Source organism: Candidatus Limnocylindrales bacterium (assembly GCA_035626395.1).
GTDB lineage: Bacteria > Desulfobacterota > Binatia > UBA1149 > CAITLU01 > DASPNH01.
This window is the reverse complement of sequence record DASPNR010000042.1, coordinates 582,637-598,087: the sequence shown is the minus strand read 5'-3', so window position 1 is coordinate 598,087 and position 15,451 is coordinate 582,637. Positions and strand designations below refer to the sequence as shown.

Here is a 15,451-nt window from a genome sequence, read left to right as displayed (position 1 = left end):
AGGTCTCCTTGATCGAATGTCTCGTGGCTCAGACCGAGGCAGGCACCATCGACGCCGCAGCGCCGGCCTGTTCGGTGCCGTCCGCGTGCGGCCCCGATGCCGCCGCCGGCGATGCCGGCGCAGAGGCCACCGGACTGCGCATGCGGCGCCGACCCAGCTCCTCGGCCCATCGCTCCGCGCATCGCAGCGACAGCGCCACGATCGTCTCCATCGGATTGACGCCAATCGAAGAGGGAATGATGCCGGCGTCGGCAATGGCAAGCCCTTCGACACCGTGCACGTGTCCCCACGCGTCGACGACGCCGCCGCGCTTGTCGCGCGACATGCGCGTGCTGCTCATGATGTGCACCGTCATCAGCTCGATGTTGTGCCGCTTGCGCGGCCGGCGGTCGATCTGCACGAGGTCATCGGGACCGTGCAGCTCGGGCAGGTCGCCGAACGGCAGCAGCACCGAGCGCGCGCCGGCGGCGAACATCTGCTCGGCCGCCAGCCGCACGCCGCGATGCACCGTTTCGACGTCCTTCGGCGAAAGCTGGAAAGTCATCCACGGCTGCAGGTCCGGCCCGAGGACCACGCGCCCGACACCGGTGTCCTCGACGAGACATCCGGCGGCCATCATGTGGTTGTAGAGCGCCATGCGCTCGCCGTGCTCGCGGCCGAAGCCGGGAATGCCGGTGGCGAGGATGCCAGGCGGAACGCCGGCGTAGGCCAGGAGCACGCCTTCCTCGAGAAACTGATGGATCTGGTGCGCCTGATGCGCCCCGATCCAGGCGTTGACCTTCTCTTCGAAGACGCCGACGACCTTGGCGTTGGGATGCGTGTGCAGGTTGCGTCCGACCTGGCCGCCGAAGATCAGACTGCGCATGAGAATGCCGGGCGTGTGGCGCGCGCCCGCGGCGAGCACGACCAGGTCCGCCTCGACCTCGAACCTGCCGAGGCGCCGTCCGCCGCTGTTCTTGGCACGGCCGCGCTCGTCGACGAAGTGGCCGCGCACGCCGACCGCGCGGCCGCCGCGAAAGCGGATGCGATCGACCTTGGCGTGACTGAGCAGCCGCGTCCCGGCCGTCAACGCCCGCGGGATCTCGGTGACGAGCATCGAGCGCTTGGCGCCGGTCGGGCAGCCGAGGCCGCAGTTGTTGAGGCCGACGCAGCGGTGCATGTTGCGCGGGTTGTTCTCGACGCGCCATCCGAGCTTTCGCGCGCCGGCGACGAACAACGCGTCGTTGCGCCCCAGCGTGTCTTCGTGCTGGTGCTCGACGTGCAGGATGCGCTGCGCTTCCTCGAAATGGCGCGCCATCGACGCCGGATCGGTCTGCTCCAGACCGAACTCGCCGCTCCACTGCTCGAGCACGCGCTCGGGCGTGCGCCAGGACATGCCGCCGTTGATGACGGTGGAGCCGCCGACGCAGCGACCTTCGGCGAACATGATGGGCGGCCGGCCCATGATCGAGCTCGTGCCGGCATCGCGGTAGAGGCGCTGCAAGGAGGGGAGCGGATCGGTTCGGAACGTCTCGGTGCGGTGCAGGCCGCCCTCCTCGATCATCAGCACGTCGTAGCCGGCTTCCCGCAGAAGACGCGCAGCCGGTGCGCCGCCGGCGCCGCTGCCGACGATGACGACGTCGGCGGCGAAATGCCGGCGCTCGCGACCGTGGCCGAGCGTCATGCCATCTTCATGATTCGGATACTCCAGGTCGTGCTCGGGCGGTCGCAGCGAGCCGGCGGCCGAATGGACGAGACGCGGTCCGGTCTCGCTCATGGCCGGCCTCCGGGTACGGCTGCCATGGGCGCATGCTGCTGCGCGTCCGCATCGCGCACGGTACGCAGCACTCGCGCACGGTAGAGAACTCGCTCGTCCGCACGCGCCTGCCAGTCCACTCCCATCGCATGCAGGATCTTCGGGTGCTGGTAGAAGCTGACCAGCACCAGGGCGCGCACGCCCTGGAACAGCAGCGAGGCCGCGCCGCCAGCGCGTTCCCAGTGATGCAGGTAGCGGCCGGCCGTCTCCTGATCCATGTCGGTGAACCGGCGAAAGCCCTCCTTGAACAGGACCGGCCCGTACTCGAGCAACCGCAGGCCCAGAGGAAATGCCCAGCGCGTCGGCGCTGGCAGATGCGGGAGGAAGCTGAGGACGCCGCGTGCGACGTCGCCATCGATCTCCGCATCAAAGGGCCCGCCGCGCGGCCGGATGACCGCGATGGCGTGCATGAGAATGCGCATGGACGTTCTGCCGAGCACCGATGGACCGTTCGTTGGCGTAGATTGCGTTGCCATGGGACCGGACGCTGCTATCATCCGGGGCCGGCAAAACAGCCTGCAAAGTCGCCCGCCTGCAGGAGATCGCTTGATGACACAGCCCGGCCAGACTCTCAAGGCACTTCTGTCGCGCCCGTCCCCCGACCTCGCCGAGATCGCTGCACATCTGGATTCTCTTGCTCTGGCCGACCGGATCGCGGCGGTGCGCGAGCTGCAGGGCAGCAAGCTTCAGGGCGCGCTGTGGAAGGCTGCCGCGAGCGCGCAGCCGGTGAGCGTCGACGACATGGTGCCGCCGGACTATCCGCGCCAGCGCGCGGTCATCTTCCACGGCAAGAATTCTCTGCCCGCCTTCACCGATTTCGAGAAGATCTGCTTCCGTCCCTCCGACGCCGACGCCGGCAACGTCGCCTGGGGCTACAACGAGACGAAGATCCGTCCGGTCATCGGACCCGGCTACTACGTCCTGCACGACACCTCGGGCAACACGCTTGGCGGCGCGGCGTTCGACTACACGCAGGTCCCGCGGCGCGGCCTGCCCTCCTGGCCGCCGGTCAAGCGCAACGACGCCGGCATCACGCAGTTCGTCTACGGCAACATGATCGATTACATGCGCCGCGTCGCGGGCGACGTCTTCATCGGGTCGGCCGTCAAAGGCGGCAAGGAGATGGGCAGCTACTTCGTCGTCGTGCGCGAGTTGCTCTCGGTCTGATCATCCTTCGGCCGGCCTGGATCGTCTCCGTAACCTCCCGCACCGGCGAAGGGATGGCTGCCGCTGACCGTGCCGCACACTGCGCGGCGCGGTCAGCGCCCGTTCAATTCCCCCGCCCGACGCAGCAGCAGGAGAGCCGCGCTCCAGGAGACGCCGATGGCGACGATCATGTAGACGATGCCGAACAGGGAGTTGGCGCTGGCCTCCTCGGGCATGCGAACGCGAAACAGGAAGAGATTGAGTGGAACGTAGCCTGCGTAGAGAAGGCCCATCGGCAGCGCGAAACGGCGCTTTTTCCACAAGCCGTAGGCGTACGCGGCCATGTAGAGGCCGAACAGCGGCGCGATGAGCAGGTTCGGCGTGCCCTTCAGGCGCTGCCCGAAGAAGACGAAGCCCACCTCCTGGCTCATCTCCAGCGGTTTGGTCAGGTTCGAGATCGCGAGCAGGCCGAACAGAACCGCATAGATGCGAAAGGCTCGATCGCTGTTCATCGTACCTCCTGTGACTGCGCCCGCGTATCGTCGGCTGGACGTGCAGAGGCCGCCGCCGGCGCTCACCTTATCGAACGTGCGCCTGACACGGGAGCCAGGGCACCGCTCCTCAAACCTTCCCGCACAGGCTCTTGAGCAGCGACTGCGTTCGCTGCACCGAATCGGAGCCCTGGCGGCCGTCGGGGAAGATGCCGGCGTAGAAATCACTGGCGCCGGCGCTTGCGATCCGCCGCAGGCCCGCTTCGACCTCGGACTCGCTTCCGACCAGTGCAATGTCGGCCGGGCCCGCCGCGCCTTCGGCGTCCAGGCACGACCGGTACACCGGCAGCTGCCCGTAGATCGCGAACTGGCTGGATGCGAATTCCCTGGCTGCCGCAGCATCGTCGGTCACGCAGACGGGAAGGGAGACGACCACGCGCGGCATGGGGCGGCCGACGGCCTCCGATGCCGCCTGCAGGTGCGGAACGATGGTGGAGGCGACGTAGCGCGGGCCGCACATCCACGTCAGCGTCCCTTCGCAAAGACGCCCGCACACCTCGAGCATCTTCGGCATCAAGGCTCCGATCAGGATCGGAATCCCCTTTCCCTCGCGCGATTCCAGCGGCGCCTGCACGCGGTAGAGCTTTCCTTCGAAGGAGCAGAAGCCTTCGTCGAGCAGTGTTCGAAGGACGGTCACGTACTCGCGCATGTGCGCGATGCCGCTCTCGTAGCGAAGGCCGAACATGTTCTCGATGACGACCTGGTGGCTGCGCCCGACGCCGAGCGCCAGCCGGCCGCCCGTGGCGGCATTGGCGGTGGCAGCCTGCTGCGCCAGCGAATGAGGATGCCGCGGATAGGTCGGCACGACGGCGCTGCCGAGCTCGATCCTGCTGGTGCGCTGTCCGGCCACCGCAAGCACCATCAGCGCATCCAGTCCCATGATGTGCGGGCGCCAGGCGGTATCGAATCCGTCGGCCTCGGCGCGCACGATCGCCTCCACCGCCTGCTCGAGCGTCTCGTTCTGTCCGGTCAGCACGATTCCCATCTTCATGAGGAGCTCTCCTTCTGCCGTCTCCCAGCGGTCTCCGGCCCGATGCAGGCGCGCGTAGCAGACATTGCGCTCCAACGCGATGACGGGCTCGGCCGCGTGCCTGCGAAAACGCTGCAACGTCGAGCACGCCTGAACGATGAGTCAGTCGGCGAGACGGCATGACCAGGTCCTGCTGCTGCGCCGGCGTTGGATGAGGCACCGCCCTCCGCTACAACGCGCCGATGCCAGAGATCATCTTCCACCAGTACGCCATGTCGCCGTTCTCGGAGAAGATCCGCAAGGTATTCGCGCACAAGAAGCTGACCTACCGCGAAGTGGATCAGCCGGCGTGGATGCCCAAGCCCCACCTGACGCCGCTGACCGGCGGCTACCGGCGAATCCCCGTCATGCAGATCGGCGCGGACATCTACTGCGACAGCGCCCTGATCGCGCGCAAGATCGAAGCGGTTGCGCCGGATCCTTCCATCTACATCGACGGCAATGCCGCCGCCGGGGAAGCCGCTGCGCTGTGGGCCGACAAGCTGCTGTTCTTCGCGATGGTGCCGCTGGTGTTCACCGCGCTCTCGGACGTGCTCCCGCCCGAGCTGTTCGAGGATCGGCGCAAGATGTTCCCGCAGATGAGCATCGAGACGTTTCGCGCGGCGGTACCCGGCGCACGCGGCGCGCTGCAGTCGGCGTGCGCGAACCTGGAGACCACGCTTTCACGGATGCGCTACGTGCTCGGCGACCGCTTCAGCATCGCCGACGCTGCCGTCTTTCACACGTTCTGGTTCGTCCGCAACGATCCGGTCGCGCGGGAGATCATCTACTCGCGTCCCTCGCTGGCGGACTGGATGCAGCGCATCGAAGCAATGGGTCTCGGCAACGCCGTTCCGATGTCGGGTGAGGAAGCGATGGCCGCCGCGCGCGATAGCGAGCCGCAGGACATCGGCGAATGCGTCACGGACGATCCGACCGGCGTTGCGCTGGGCACGACGATCGGCATCTCCTCCGACGATCTTCCCCAGGACGTATTCGTGGGACGCCTGGCGGCGTTGGGGGAACACGAAATCGTCCTGGCGCGCGAGGATCCGCAGGTCGGGCGCGTCGCCGTGCACTTTCCCCGCACCGGCTACTACATGCGGCCGGCAGGCAACGGCACGCACTGACCCGCGCCTCGCGCGTAGGTCGCCGGACAGGGCGGCGGCAACCGCCCGTTCAGCAGCGCTCGATGATCGTGGCGATGCCCATGCCGCCGCCGATGCACATCGTGATAAGCGCGGTTGTCTTGTCGCTGCGTTCGAGCTCGTCGAGGGCCGTGCCGATCAGCATGCCGCCGGTGGCGCCGAGCGGATGTCCGAGCGCGATGGCGCCGCCGTTGACGTTGACGCGGTCCGGATCGACCTTGCTCTCGCGCAGGAACTTCAGAACCACCGCCGCGAACGCCTCGTTGACCTCGAACAGGTCGATGTCCTTGTAGTCCATGCCGGCCTTCTTCAGCGCACGCTCGGAGGCAGGCGCGGGCGCGGTCAGCATGATGACGGGCTCGTCGCCGATGGTGGCCATGGACAGCACGCGCGCTCGCGGCTTCACGCCGCGCTCCCTGACGTACTTCTCCGACGCGATCAGCACCGCCGAGGCGCCGTCGACGATGCCGCTGGAGTTGCCGGCGGTGTGCACGTGGCGCACCTCGGCGACCTCCGGATAGACCTTCCTGGCCTTGTCGTCGAAGGACAGCGTGTCGCCCTTCTGTACGTACGGGCCCATCGCGGCGAAAGACGGCTCGAGGCGGCTCAGGCCTTCGAGCGTCGTCTCCGGGCGAGGAAACTCGTCGCGGTCCAGCACGAGTGTGCCGTCGTAGTCGCGTACGGGAATGATGCTCTTGTCGAAGCGGCCCTCGGCCATCGCCCGCTTGCAGTTCTGCTGGCTGCGCAGCGCGAACTTGTCGCAATCCTCGCGTGTGAAGCCTTCGCGCGAAGCGATGAGGTCGGCGGAGATTCCCTGCGGCACCAGCGGATGCTGCTCGCGCAGGTGGCGGTTGTGCGCGTCCAGCCCTGACTTGTCCGAGCCCATCGGCAGACGCGACATCTGCTCGACGCCGCCGCCGACGACGAGGTCCTGGAAGCCGGAGGCAGCGCCCATGAGCGCGAAGTTGACGGCCTGCTGACCCGAACCGCAGTAGCGGTTGAGCTGCACGCCCGTGACCTCCGTGGGCCATCCGGCATCGAGCACGGCAAAGCGCGAGATGACTCCGCCCTGCTCCGCCACCGGCGTCACGCAACCTGCAACGACGTCCTCGACGTCACGCGGGTCGAACTCGTTGCGGTCCGTCAGCGCCTTCAGGCAGGTGCCGAGCAGCTGATGCGGATGCAGCCTTGCCAGCGAGCCGGTCTGCTTGCCCTTTCCGCGCGGCGTGCGGACGGCGTCGATGATGTAGGCGTTTCCCATGGTCTCCTCCTGAGAGAGCGGCGGACTATAGAAAGGAAGCATGCATGATCAAGGGCGCCCTCCGCGCCGCCTACGTTTGCGCGGCGCCGCCGCCTTGTGGCCGTTCGCCTCGGGTCTGCGTGCCATGGCGCGGATGCCGGCGAGGGAGAACTCGGCGATGTGATCGGCGATCTGGTCCGTGTCCAGTTCACCATGAAGCTGGGGGTGCAGGCGATGGATGAGCGACTGGTGCTCGACGTGATACAGGCACTGGCCGATGACGCTGGATGTCGCCAGAATGACGGCGTCGTCGTCCTCGCGCCGCCCGGTGGCCTCGGCGATCAGTGCGCCGAGGCGCTCGTGCAACGGACGGCCCACCGTCTCGATGAGAGGGTCGAGCGCGGGCGAGGGCTGCGCCAGCTCGCGCGCCATCAGGATGCGCTCCCACGGCGGCTGCCCGCGCCGGATCATCTGCTGCACGACGTGCAGGATCGCGCGGCGCAACCGTGAGATCGCCGGCCCCGTCTGCTCCTCCACCGGCGGAACGATGCGCGCGGCATCGGTCTGGATGCGGCGGATCACGGCGGCGTAAAGCTCCGTCTTGTCGCGAAAGTGATAGTTGACCGAGGCCAGCGCCGCGCCGGCACGATCGGTGATGTCCTTGATCGTCGCCGAATGGAATCCGCGCTCGGCGAACACGATTCCCGCGGCTTCCAGGAGCCTGCGCTGCGTGTCCTGCGCAGAAAGGTTGTTTTTGACGTTCGGCACCCTGCGTCCGTGTCCCCACGTGCGCGAGGACAGCCCATTATTCGAAAACATATTCGAAAGACAACCTTGATTTGTAGAATGCATTTTCTAAATATCCATTCGTGCCCGTGTTTCATCCTTCCCACCCCTCCGGCCGCGGCGATGGCACGGGCGCGCGGCTGCGCACGTGCGGCCCGCATCGGTCGGTCGCGGCGCCCATGCCGCGTGAAGCGCTCGCCGCGGCCGTAACGCCCGGCGCGCTGGCCGCGACGGCACGGCGCGCTCTGCTCGCTGCGGCGCTGACGCTGACGGGCTGCGCAGCCACCGCTCCCGCCGACCTTGCGCGCCAGCAGCTCGACGTCGTGCCCGCCCGTTTCGCGGCAGCGCATCCGTCGCGCGAGGGAACGATTGAGGACGGGTGGCTGCGCAGCTTTGGCGATCCCACGCTTCTCGCGTTGGCCACCGAGGCGATGGCCGGCAATCCCGATCTGGCGGTTGCGGCGGCGCGCTGGGAGGAGGCGGGCGCGCGCATCGCGGTGGCGCGTTCCCTGCTTCTTCCTCGCGCGGACGCCGGCGCGCAGGCCGGCGGCGGCGACGCCGGCGCGGTGGTTCCTGCCCGCGAAACCCACTCGATCGGCGCGCAGGCATCCTGGGAGATCGATCTGTGGGGCCGCCTTCGTGCCGGAGTGCGCGGCGCACGCGACGACGCCGAGGCCGCACGCCTGGATTGGGAGGCGGCACGCCTGTCGCTGGCCGCGGGTGTCGCCGACGCATGGTTCCTGGCCGTTGCCGCCCGCGAGCTGCTCGAGATCGACCGCGATCGGCTCGAAGAGGAGCGCCGCACCGCCACCATCGTTCGCGACAAGGTCGAGACGGGCGTCGGCACGCAGCTCGAAGCCGAGCTCGGCGATGCCAACGTCGCTGCCGCGGCTGCCGCCGTCGCGCGCGACGAGGCCGCGCAGCAGGAGCTCGTGCAGGCGCTCGAGGCGCTGCTCGGGCGCTATCCGGCTTCGGAGCTCGCCGTGTCGCGAAGGCTGCCGCGCATTGCTTCCGAGCCCACGCTCGGAGTTCCCTCGCAGCTTCTCGAGCGCCGGCCCGACATCCTTGCCGCCGACCGCCGCGTGTCGGCGGCATTCCATCAGCGGGAGGCCGCGCGCGCGGCGCGGCTTCCGCAGCTGACGCTGACGGCATCGCTCGGCTCGCTGCTCGATCCATCCGCCGCGATCTGGTCCGCGGGCGCCAATCTGCTGGCACCGGTGCTGTCGGGCGGACGCCTGACGGCCGAACAGGAGATCGCCGGCGCGCGCCAGCGGCAGGCACTCGCGGCCTATGTGAGCACGGCCATCGATGCATTTCGGGAAGTCGAGACCGCGCTCGCGAACGAGCAGCACCTGGCCGCGCGCCATGCCGAACTCGACGAGGCGGCAGCGCGGATGCGCAACGCCAGCCGCATCGCCGCCGACCGTTACGAGGCGGGCGTGCAGTCGATCGTCGAGCTGATGGTGGTGCGGCGGCAGGACTTCGAGATCCGCGCGCAGCTCCTGCAGGTGCGCACCGACCGTCTTCGCCAGCGGCTGGCCCTTCATCGCGCGCTCGGCGGAGATTTCGAGCAGCCGGCGACGAACGTTGCCGCTTCGGCGGCAGGCAACCCTGAGCGGAGACGATGAACGAGAACGATCACGAGGTGCATTCCGACCGGGTGGAAGCTTGCGAGCACGATGAGCGTGCGCCGCGCGACCGGCTCGCGTTCCATCTGGTGCGGCGCGGACTGCCCGCGCTGGCGCTGGCTGCGGTTCTTGCCGGTGCGTGGCTTTTCTGGAGCCGCGGCGACGGCGCGCCGACGCACGAGCAGGTCGCCGCGCCGCAGGCTCCCGTCGCGGTGCGCGTGGCAAAGGTCGAGCGGGAAACGCTGCCGATGCCCTTCCGGTTTCTCGGTCAGACCGAAGCCTCGCAGGTCGTCGAGATCCGTGCGCGCGTGGCAGGCCACATCGAGGCGCGCACGTTCACCGAAGGCGAGCGTGTCCGGGAAGGACAAAGGCTGTTCCAGATCGACCCGCGCCCGCACGAGGTCGAGCTGACGCAGGCCCGCGCGCGTCTCGCAGGCGCGGTGGCCCGTCAGGAGCGCGCCCGGCAGCAGCTGCGGCGCTTCCAGGCTCTGGCGGCGCGGCAGTCGGCCACTGCCGGGGAGCTGGAGGAATGGCAGACGGAGGAACGCGTGGCGGCCGCCGAGGTCGAATCGCACAAGGCACACATCGCCGCCGCCGAACTCCAGCTCGGCTACACGCGCATCGCCTCCCCGATCACCGGGATGATCGGCCGCGCGCTCAAGGACGTCGGCAGCTACGTCGACGCCGCGCAGAACGGGCTGGTGGCCGTGGTCCAGCAGGTGGATCCGATCTACGTGCGCTTTTCGGTGAGCGAGCAGGAAACGCTGCGGTTCCGCCGCCAGGAGGCTGCAGGGCAGATCGACGCGCCCGAGCCGCAGCAGACCGAGCTCGAGATCACGCTCGCCGACGGCAGCGTCTACCCGCACCGCGGCCGCATCAACTTCGTCGACGTGCAGGTCGACGAGCGCACCGGCACCAGCGTCGTGCGTGGTCAGGTGCCCAATCCGGCCGGCACGCTGCGGCCGGGACAGTTCATCCACGCCAACGTGCTCGGCATCCATCGCCTCGATGCACTGCGCGTGCCGCAATCGGCAGTGCTGCAGTCCCCCTCGGGCGCCGCGGTGTTCGTTGTCGGCAAGGGCGAGGTGGTCGAGTCGCGGCCCGTCGTGCTCGGCGAGTGGTCCGGCCGCGATCACTGGATCATCGAGCGCGGCCTGGAGGCGGGCGAGCGGATCGTCGTGGACCGGTTGATGACGGTGCGACCCGGCATGCAGGTGACCATCGCCTCGGAAGCGGCACCGGCCGGCGAATTCGGCGCGGCAGCCGCGCATGACGGCGGCGCAAGTACGCGCGGACCGCAGTCATGATCTCGCGGGTGTTCATCGACCGTCCGGTCCTCTCCATCGTCCTGTCGCTGCTGATCCTGCTCGCCGGCGCAGTGTCCATCGCCGTGCTGCCGGTGGCGCGATATCCGGAGATCCTGCCGCCGCAGATCCAGATCATGGCGATGTACCCGGGCGCCGATGCGCAGACGGTGGCCGAGTCGGTGGCGGCGCCGATCGAGCAGCAGCTCAGCGGCATCAGGAACCTGCTGTACTTCAGTTCGCAGAGCGCCAACGACGGCTCCACGCGCATCACCGTCACGTTCGAGATCGGCACCGATCAGGATCTGGCTGCCGTCGAGGTGCAGAATCGTCTGGCCACCGCCGAGCCGAAGCTGCCGCAGGAAGTGGTGCGCAACGGCATCACCGTGGTCAAGGCGACGAGCAACATCCTGGCGGTGGTGGCGGTGCGCTCGGAGCAGGCCGCGTACGACGAGCTGTTCCTCAGCAACTACGCCACCATCAATCTGCTCGACCGCATCAAGCGCGTGCCGGGCGTGGGCGATGCCATGGTGTTCGGCAACCGCGACTACTCCATGCGCATCTGGATCGATCCGGACCGGCTGGCCCTCAAGGGAATGACGGTCTCCGACGTGGCGGCGGCGCTGCGCGACCAGAACGCCGTCTTTCCCGCCGGCGCGCTCGGCCAGCGGCCCACCGGCGAGCCGGTGGAGCTGACGCTGCCGGTGCTCACGCGCGGGCGTCTCAGCGATGCCACCGAGTACGACAACATCATCCTGCGCGCGACCAGCGACGGCGCGCTGGTCCGACTGAAGGACGTGGCGCGCGTCGAGCTGGGCGCGCAGAGCTACAGCCTGGTCGGGCGGCTGGACGGCCAGCCGACGACGCTGATGATCGTCAACCTCCAGAGCGGCGCCAACGCGCTCGACACGATGGAAGCGGTGCGCGCGGAGATGGCGGACGCGGCCGTCTCCTTCCCCGCCGGCGTCTCCTGGACGGTCCCGTTCGATACGACGGTGTTCGTGCGGGCGTCCAGCCAGGAGGTGATCAAGACGCTGCTGGAGGCGGTGGCGCTCGTGATCCTCGTCGTGTTCGTGTTCCTGCAGTCGTGGCGCGCCACTCTCATTCCACTGCTGGCGGTGCCGGTGGCCATCATCGGTACGTTCGCCGGCATGCTCGCGCTCGGGTTCTCGATCAATACGCTGACGCTGTTCGGACTCGTGCTCGCAATCGGCATCGTCGTCGACGACGCGATCGTGGTGGTGGAGAACGTCGAGCGCATCCTGCACGAGGAAGGGCTCTCGCCGCGCGAGGCCACGATCAAGGCCATGGAGCAGGTGACGGGGCCGGTCATCGCGATCGTGCTCGTCCTGTCGGCGGTGTTCGTGCCGGTCGCCTTCCTCGGCGGCTTCACCGGCCAGATGTACAAGCAGTTCGCGGTGACCATCGCCTTGTCCGTGGCCATCTCCGGGCTGGTCGCACTCACGCTCAGCCCGGCGCTGTGCCGACTGCTGCTGCGGCGCGGGACCGGCCGCAAGAACGTCGTCTTCCGCGGCATAGACCGCGCGCTCGCCGCTGTGACTGCCGCGTACGGCGCCGGCGTCCGCGTGGCCCTGCGTGCGTCGGCGGTGACGCTGGCCGTGTTCGGCCTGCTTTGCTTCGCCACCTGGCGGCTGGGCGAGCTGGTGCCGAGCGGCTTCCTGCCCGAAGAGGACCAGGGCTACGTGATCGGCATCATCGTGCTGCCCGACGGTTCCTCGCTCGACAAGACACAGCAGGTGATCGCGCAGGCGGAGGATTTCTTCCGCCGGCATCCGGCCGTCGACAACGTCGTGTCGCTGGCCGGATACGATGCCATGACGGGAGGATCGGCGAGCACGAACTCCGGCCTTATGTTCGCGTCGCTGCGACCCTTCGAGGAGCGCACCGCCCCCGGCATGAGCGCGGCCGACGTCATCCACGACAGCCGTGCGCTCATGGCAACGGTCAGCGACGGCGTCGTCGTCGGCCTCAATCCGCCGCCGATCCAGGGCCTGGGCACCCGCTCGGGCTTCACCGTCGAGGTCCAGCAGCGCAGCGGCGGCACGATCGCCGAACTGGCCGAAGTGGTCACGGGACTCGTCGATGCCGCACGCCGCGATCCGGACCTGGCCGACGTCAGCGCCACCCTGCGCGTGACGCTGCCGCAGGTGTTCGTCGAGCTGAATCGCGAGAAGACGCGCATGATGGGCGTGCGCCTCGCCGACGTCTTCGAGCCGATGCAGGCCTACCTCGGCGCGCTCTACGTCAACGACTTCAACCGCTTCGGGCGCATCTGGCGCGTGCAGCTGCAGGCCGAGCCGGAGTTTCGGCGATCCCCGCAGGACATCGAGCGCATCTACGTGCGCAACGGCGACGGCGACATGCTGCCGCTGTCCGCGGTCGTGGACATGAGGTTTCGCGCAGGGCCCAACGTCGTCAGCCGCTACAACGGCTATCCCGCAGTCGAGATCACGGGCTCGACCGGGCCGGGACGGAGCAGCGGACAGGCCATCGATGCCATGCGCAAGCTGGCGGCCGCGCACCTGCCGCCGGGCTATGCCATCGAATGGAGCGGCGCTTCCTTCCAGGAACTGCGCGCGGGCAACCAGGCGCCGATCGTCCTGGCATTCGGGCTCATCGTCGTCTTTCTGGTGCTGGCGGCGCAGTACGAGCGATGGACCCTGCCGGTGGCAGTGCTGCTGGCGGTTCCTCTGGCAGTGCTGGGCGCACTGCTGGCTCTGCTGCTGCGCGGCTACGCGCAGGACGTCTACTTCCAGGTCGGCCTGCTGACGCTGGTCGGGCTCGCATCGAAGAACGCGATCCTCATCGTCGAGTTCTGCGCCACGCTGCGGCGTCAGGGACGCGGCATCGTCGAAGCGGCGATCGAGGCCTCGCTGCTGCGCCTGCGCCCGATCCTCATGACCTCGCTCGCGTTCATTCTGGGCGTGGTGCCGCTGGCGCTGGCCGAGGGCGCCGGCGCGGCCGGCCGCCGTTCCATCGGCACCGGCGTGATCGGCGGCATGCTCGCCGCGACGTTCCTCGCGGTCTTTTTCGTGCCGCTGTTCTTCGTGCTGATTCAGCGACTGGTCGAGATGCGCTGGCGAATCACTTCGGCGACAGAATCACGACCGGAATGCTCCGCGCCGTGATGGATTCGTAGACGCCGTACTGCGGGTTCATGTCGACTGCCGCCTTCCACAGCCGCTCGCGCTCGGCGCCGGCGGCGGTGCTGGCGGTGACGGTCCTTCGCTCGCTGCCGATGTCGACGGTGGCGGTCGGGTCCGCCTGCAGGTTCAGGTACCATGCCGGGTGCCGGTCGTTGCCGCCGTTCGATGCGATGAGCACATAGCGGCCATCGTCCTCGAAGTAGGTCAGCGGGCACGTGCGCGGCTGGCCGCTCTTGCGGCCCTTGGTGGTCAGCAGCAGGTTCGAGAACGGTCCGGTCTTGTGGCCGAAGCGGCCGCCCGAGCGTCGGTACAGCCACGTGTGCACCTTGCCCATGTTCTTGTAGAAGCTGCTCTCGCCGAGCGTCTTCCAGAACTTCTGCGCATTGTTCATCGCTGCAGCACCTCAGAGATCAGCTTTGCATTCGAGCTTCGTTCCGCCGCGCCGCGAGAAACGCTAACGCAAGCCCCGTTTCAGACGTCGTGGGGGAGGCCGAGCAGGCGTTCGGCGATGACGTTCTTCTGGATGTTGGGCGTGCCGCCGCCGATGACGTAGGCCGGCCACGACAGCATCTGCTTCTGCCACTTGCCCTTGTCGATCGAGCCGGGGGCACCCTTGGCGAGGGCGCCGAAGCGTCCCTGGATCTCCGTGGACAGGCGCCCGATCTCGACCTCGAGCTCGGCACGCAGCAGCTTGTTCACCGAAGTCTCCGCGCCCACCTCCTGTCCGCGAAGCTGGCGCGTCAGGAAGCGAAGGCCCGTCAGACGCATGGCCTCGATCATCGTCTCCATGCGCGCCAGGCGCTGGCGGATCAGCGGATCGTGGATCGCGTAGCGGCCGTTGCTTCTGCACCGCCGGGCCAGGTCCTTGAGGTCCTCGAGCGCATGGGACATCGCCGTGACCTCCGCGATCGAGCTGCGCTCGTTGGCCAGCGCATGCTTGGTGACGTCCCAGCCCTGCCCTTCGGCGCCCAGGCGGTTGCCCACCGGCACGCGCACGTCGGTGAAGAAGACCTCGGCAAAGGGCGTCTCGCCGCTCATCGCCTTGATCGGGCGCACCTCGATGCCCGGCGAGTCCATCGGCACCAGCAGGCACGTGATGCCCAGGTGCTTGGCGGCGCTCGGATCGGTGCGCACGAGCAGGATCATCCACTGCGACCACATCGCCAGCGACGTCCAGATCTTCTGCCCGTTGATGACGTAGTGATCGCCGTCGCGCTCGGCCTTGCACTGCAGCGAGGCAAGGTCGCTTCCCGAGCCGGGCTCGGAGTAGCCCGTGCACCAGTGCTCCTGCGCCTTCAGGATGGGCGGAATGAAACGCTGCTTCTGCTCTTCGGTGCCGTACTTGATGATGCCGGGGCCGACCCATGCAAGGCCCATGTACGAAAGCCCCAGCATCGGCGCGCGCGCCTTGCCGGTCTCTTCCTTCAGGATCATCTGCTCGATCAGTCCGCCGCCGCCACCTCCGACTTCCTTCGGCCACGAGAAGCCGACCCAGCCCTTCTCGTAGAGCGCCTGGTTCCAGGCAAGCAGCTTGGGCAGGCGGTCCATGGCCGACTCGATGTCTTCGCCATCGGCCGAGCTGCCGTCCGCATTCGGGTTGGCGCTGGCAAGGAACTCGCGGACCTCGCGACGAAACGCCTCTTCCTGCTCGGTGAACGAGAAATCCATGTGCGCTTT

Annotated in this window: 13 protein-coding genes; 5 read left to right on the top strand and 8 right to left on the bottom strand. The window is 68.3% G+C overall.

Translation table 11 applies throughout. From position 1 onward, the window contains the following. Window positions 1-28: 28 nt before the first annotated feature. A complete protein-coding gene (locus VEC57_18225; protein HYC01078.1) occupies window positions 29-1,756 on the bottom strand; it encodes a GMC family oxidoreductase in 1,728 nt (575 codons plus the stop codon). Continuing rightward, a complete protein-coding gene (locus VEC57_18220; protein HYC01077.1) occupies window positions 1,753-2,271 on the bottom strand; it encodes a hypothetical protein in 519 nt (172 codons plus the stop codon). Before VEC57_18220 ends, VEC57_18225 begins: the two co-directional genes overlap by 4 nt. A gap of 73 nt (window positions 2,272-2,344) precedes the next feature. Here VEC57_18220 and VEC57_18215 point away from each other — a divergent pair, with 73 nt between their 5' ends. Then, window positions 2,345-2,962, top strand: coding sequence for a hypothetical protein (locus VEC57_18215; protein HYC01076.1), 618 nt, complete (start codon window positions 2,345-2,347; stop codon window positions 2,960-2,962). A gap of 92 nt (window positions 2,963-3,054) precedes the next feature. On the opposite strand, the gene VEC57_18210 is transcribed toward VEC57_18215, so the two are convergent. Beyond that, entirely contained in the window at window positions 3,055-3,453 is a 399-nt protein-coding gene (locus VEC57_18210) for a hypothetical protein (GenBank protein ID HYC01075.1), read from the bottom strand. Window positions 3,454-3,562: 109 nt separating this feature from the next. Further along, window positions 3,563-4,483, bottom strand: a complete 921-nt coding sequence (locus VEC57_18205) for a TIGR03564 family F420-dependent LLM class oxidoreductase (protein HYC01074.1) — start codon at window positions 4,481-4,483, stop codon at window positions 3,563-3,565. Window positions 4,484-4,704: 221 nt separating this feature from the next. Here VEC57_18205 and VEC57_18200 point away from each other — a divergent pair, with 221 nt between their 5' ends. Next, window positions 4,705-5,631, top strand: a complete 927-nt coding sequence (locus VEC57_18200) for a glutathione S-transferase family protein (protein HYC01073.1) — start codon at window positions 4,705-4,707, stop codon at window positions 5,629-5,631. Between the two features lie 49 nt (window positions 5,632-5,680). Here VEC57_18200 and VEC57_18195 read toward each other — a convergent pair whose 3' ends face one another. Then, window positions 5,681-6,910 (bottom strand): acetyl-CoA C-acetyltransferase, encoded by a 1,230-nt coding sequence (locus VEC57_18195; protein HYC01072.1) that lies wholly within the window; start codon window positions 6,908-6,910, stop codon window positions 5,681-5,683. Window positions 6,911-6,958: 48 nt separating this feature from the next. Then, window positions 6,959-7,657: a CerR family C-terminal domain-containing protein gene (locus tag VEC57_18190; protein HYC01071.1), complete on the bottom strand. Its 699-nt coding sequence runs from the start codon at window positions 7,655-7,657 to the stop codon at window positions 6,959-6,961. A gap of 197 nt (window positions 7,658-7,854) precedes the next feature. On the opposite strand from VEC57_18190, the gene VEC57_18185 reads away from it, so the two are divergent. Genes VEC57_18185 through VEC57_18175 form a run of 3 tightly spaced genes read left to right on the top strand, consistent with a single transcriptional unit; the run spans window position 7,855 to window position 13,756 of the window. Beyond that, window positions 7,855-9,303 carry an efflux transporter outer membrane subunit gene (locus VEC57_18185; GenBank protein HYC01070.1) on the top strand — a complete coding sequence of 483 codons (1,449 nt, stop codon included), beginning with the start codon at window positions 7,855-7,857 and terminating at the stop codon, window positions 9,301-9,303. Further along, window positions 9,300-10,610: an efflux RND transporter periplasmic adaptor subunit gene (locus VEC57_18180; GenBank protein HYC01069.1), complete on the top strand. Its 1,311-nt coding sequence runs from the start codon at window positions 9,300-9,302 to the stop codon at window positions 10,608-10,610. Before VEC57_18185 ends, VEC57_18180 begins: the two co-directional genes overlap by 4 nt. Beyond that, window positions 10,607-13,756: a multidrug efflux RND transporter permease subunit gene (locus tag VEC57_18175; GenBank protein ID HYC01068.1), complete on the top strand. Its 3,150-nt coding sequence runs from the start codon at window positions 10,607-10,609 to the stop codon at window positions 13,754-13,756. The genes VEC57_18180 and VEC57_18175 overlap by 4 nt, the downstream gene beginning before the upstream one ends. Here the strand turns inward: VEC57_18175 and VEC57_18170 are convergent. Continuing rightward, entirely contained in the window at window positions 13,713-14,165 is a 453-nt protein-coding gene (locus VEC57_18170; protein HYC01067.1) for a nitroreductase family deazaflavin-dependent oxidoreductase, read from the bottom strand. The two genes, VEC57_18175 and VEC57_18170, sit on opposite strands and share 44 nt — an antisense overlap. A gap of 80 nt (window positions 14,166-14,245) precedes the next feature. Further along, entirely contained in the window at window positions 14,246-15,442 is a 1,197-nt protein-coding gene (locus tag VEC57_18165; protein ID HYC01066.1) for an acyl-CoA dehydrogenase family protein, read from the bottom strand. Window positions 15,443-15,451: the final 9 nt, after the last annotated feature.

Bases quoted from the DNA above. Each gene is read 5' to 3' on its own strand.
- VEC57_18225 (HYC01078.1), bottom strand. From the start codon at position 1,756: ATGAGCGAGACCGGACCGCGTCTCGTCCATTCGGCCGCCGGCTCGCTG.
- VEC57_18220 (HYC01077.1), bottom strand. From the start codon at position 2,271: ATGGCAACGCAATCTACGCCAACGAACGGTCCATCGGTGCTCGGCAGA.
- VEC57_18215 (HYC01076.1), top strand. From the start codon at position 2,345: ATGACACAGCCCGGCCAGACTCTCAAGGCACTTCTGTCGCGCCCGTCC.
- VEC57_18210 (HYC01075.1), bottom strand. From the start codon at position 3,453: ATGAACAGCGATCGAGCCTTTCGCATCTATGCGGTTCTGTTCGGCCTG.
- VEC57_18205 (HYC01074.1), bottom strand. From the start codon at position 4,483: ATGAAGATGGGAATCGTGCTGACCGGACAGAACGAGACGCTCGAGCAG.
- VEC57_18200 (HYC01073.1), top strand. From the start codon at position 4,705: ATGCCAGAGATCATCTTCCACCAGTACGCCATGTCGCCGTTCTCGGAG.
- VEC57_18195 (HYC01072.1), bottom strand. From the start codon at position 6,910: ATGGGAAACGCCTACATCATCGACGCCGTCCGCACGCCGCGCGGAAAG.
- VEC57_18185 (HYC01070.1), top strand. From the start codon at position 7,855: ATGCCGCGTGAAGCGCTCGCCGCGGCCGTAACGCCCGGCGCGCTGGCC.
- VEC57_18180 (HYC01069.1), top strand. From the start codon at position 9,300: ATGAACGAGAACGATCACGAGGTGCATTCCGACCGGGTGGAAGCTTGC.
- VEC57_18175 (HYC01068.1), top strand. From the start codon at position 10,607: ATGATCTCGCGGGTGTTCATCGACCGTCCGGTCCTCTCCATCGTCCTG.
- VEC57_18170 (HYC01067.1), bottom strand. From the start codon at position 14,165: ATGAACAATGCGCAGAAGTTCTGGAAGACGCTCGGCGAGAGCAGCTTC.
- VEC57_18165 (HYC01066.1), bottom strand. From the start codon at position 15,442: ATGGATTTCTCGTTCACCGAGCAGGAAGAGGCGTTTCGTCGCGAGGTC.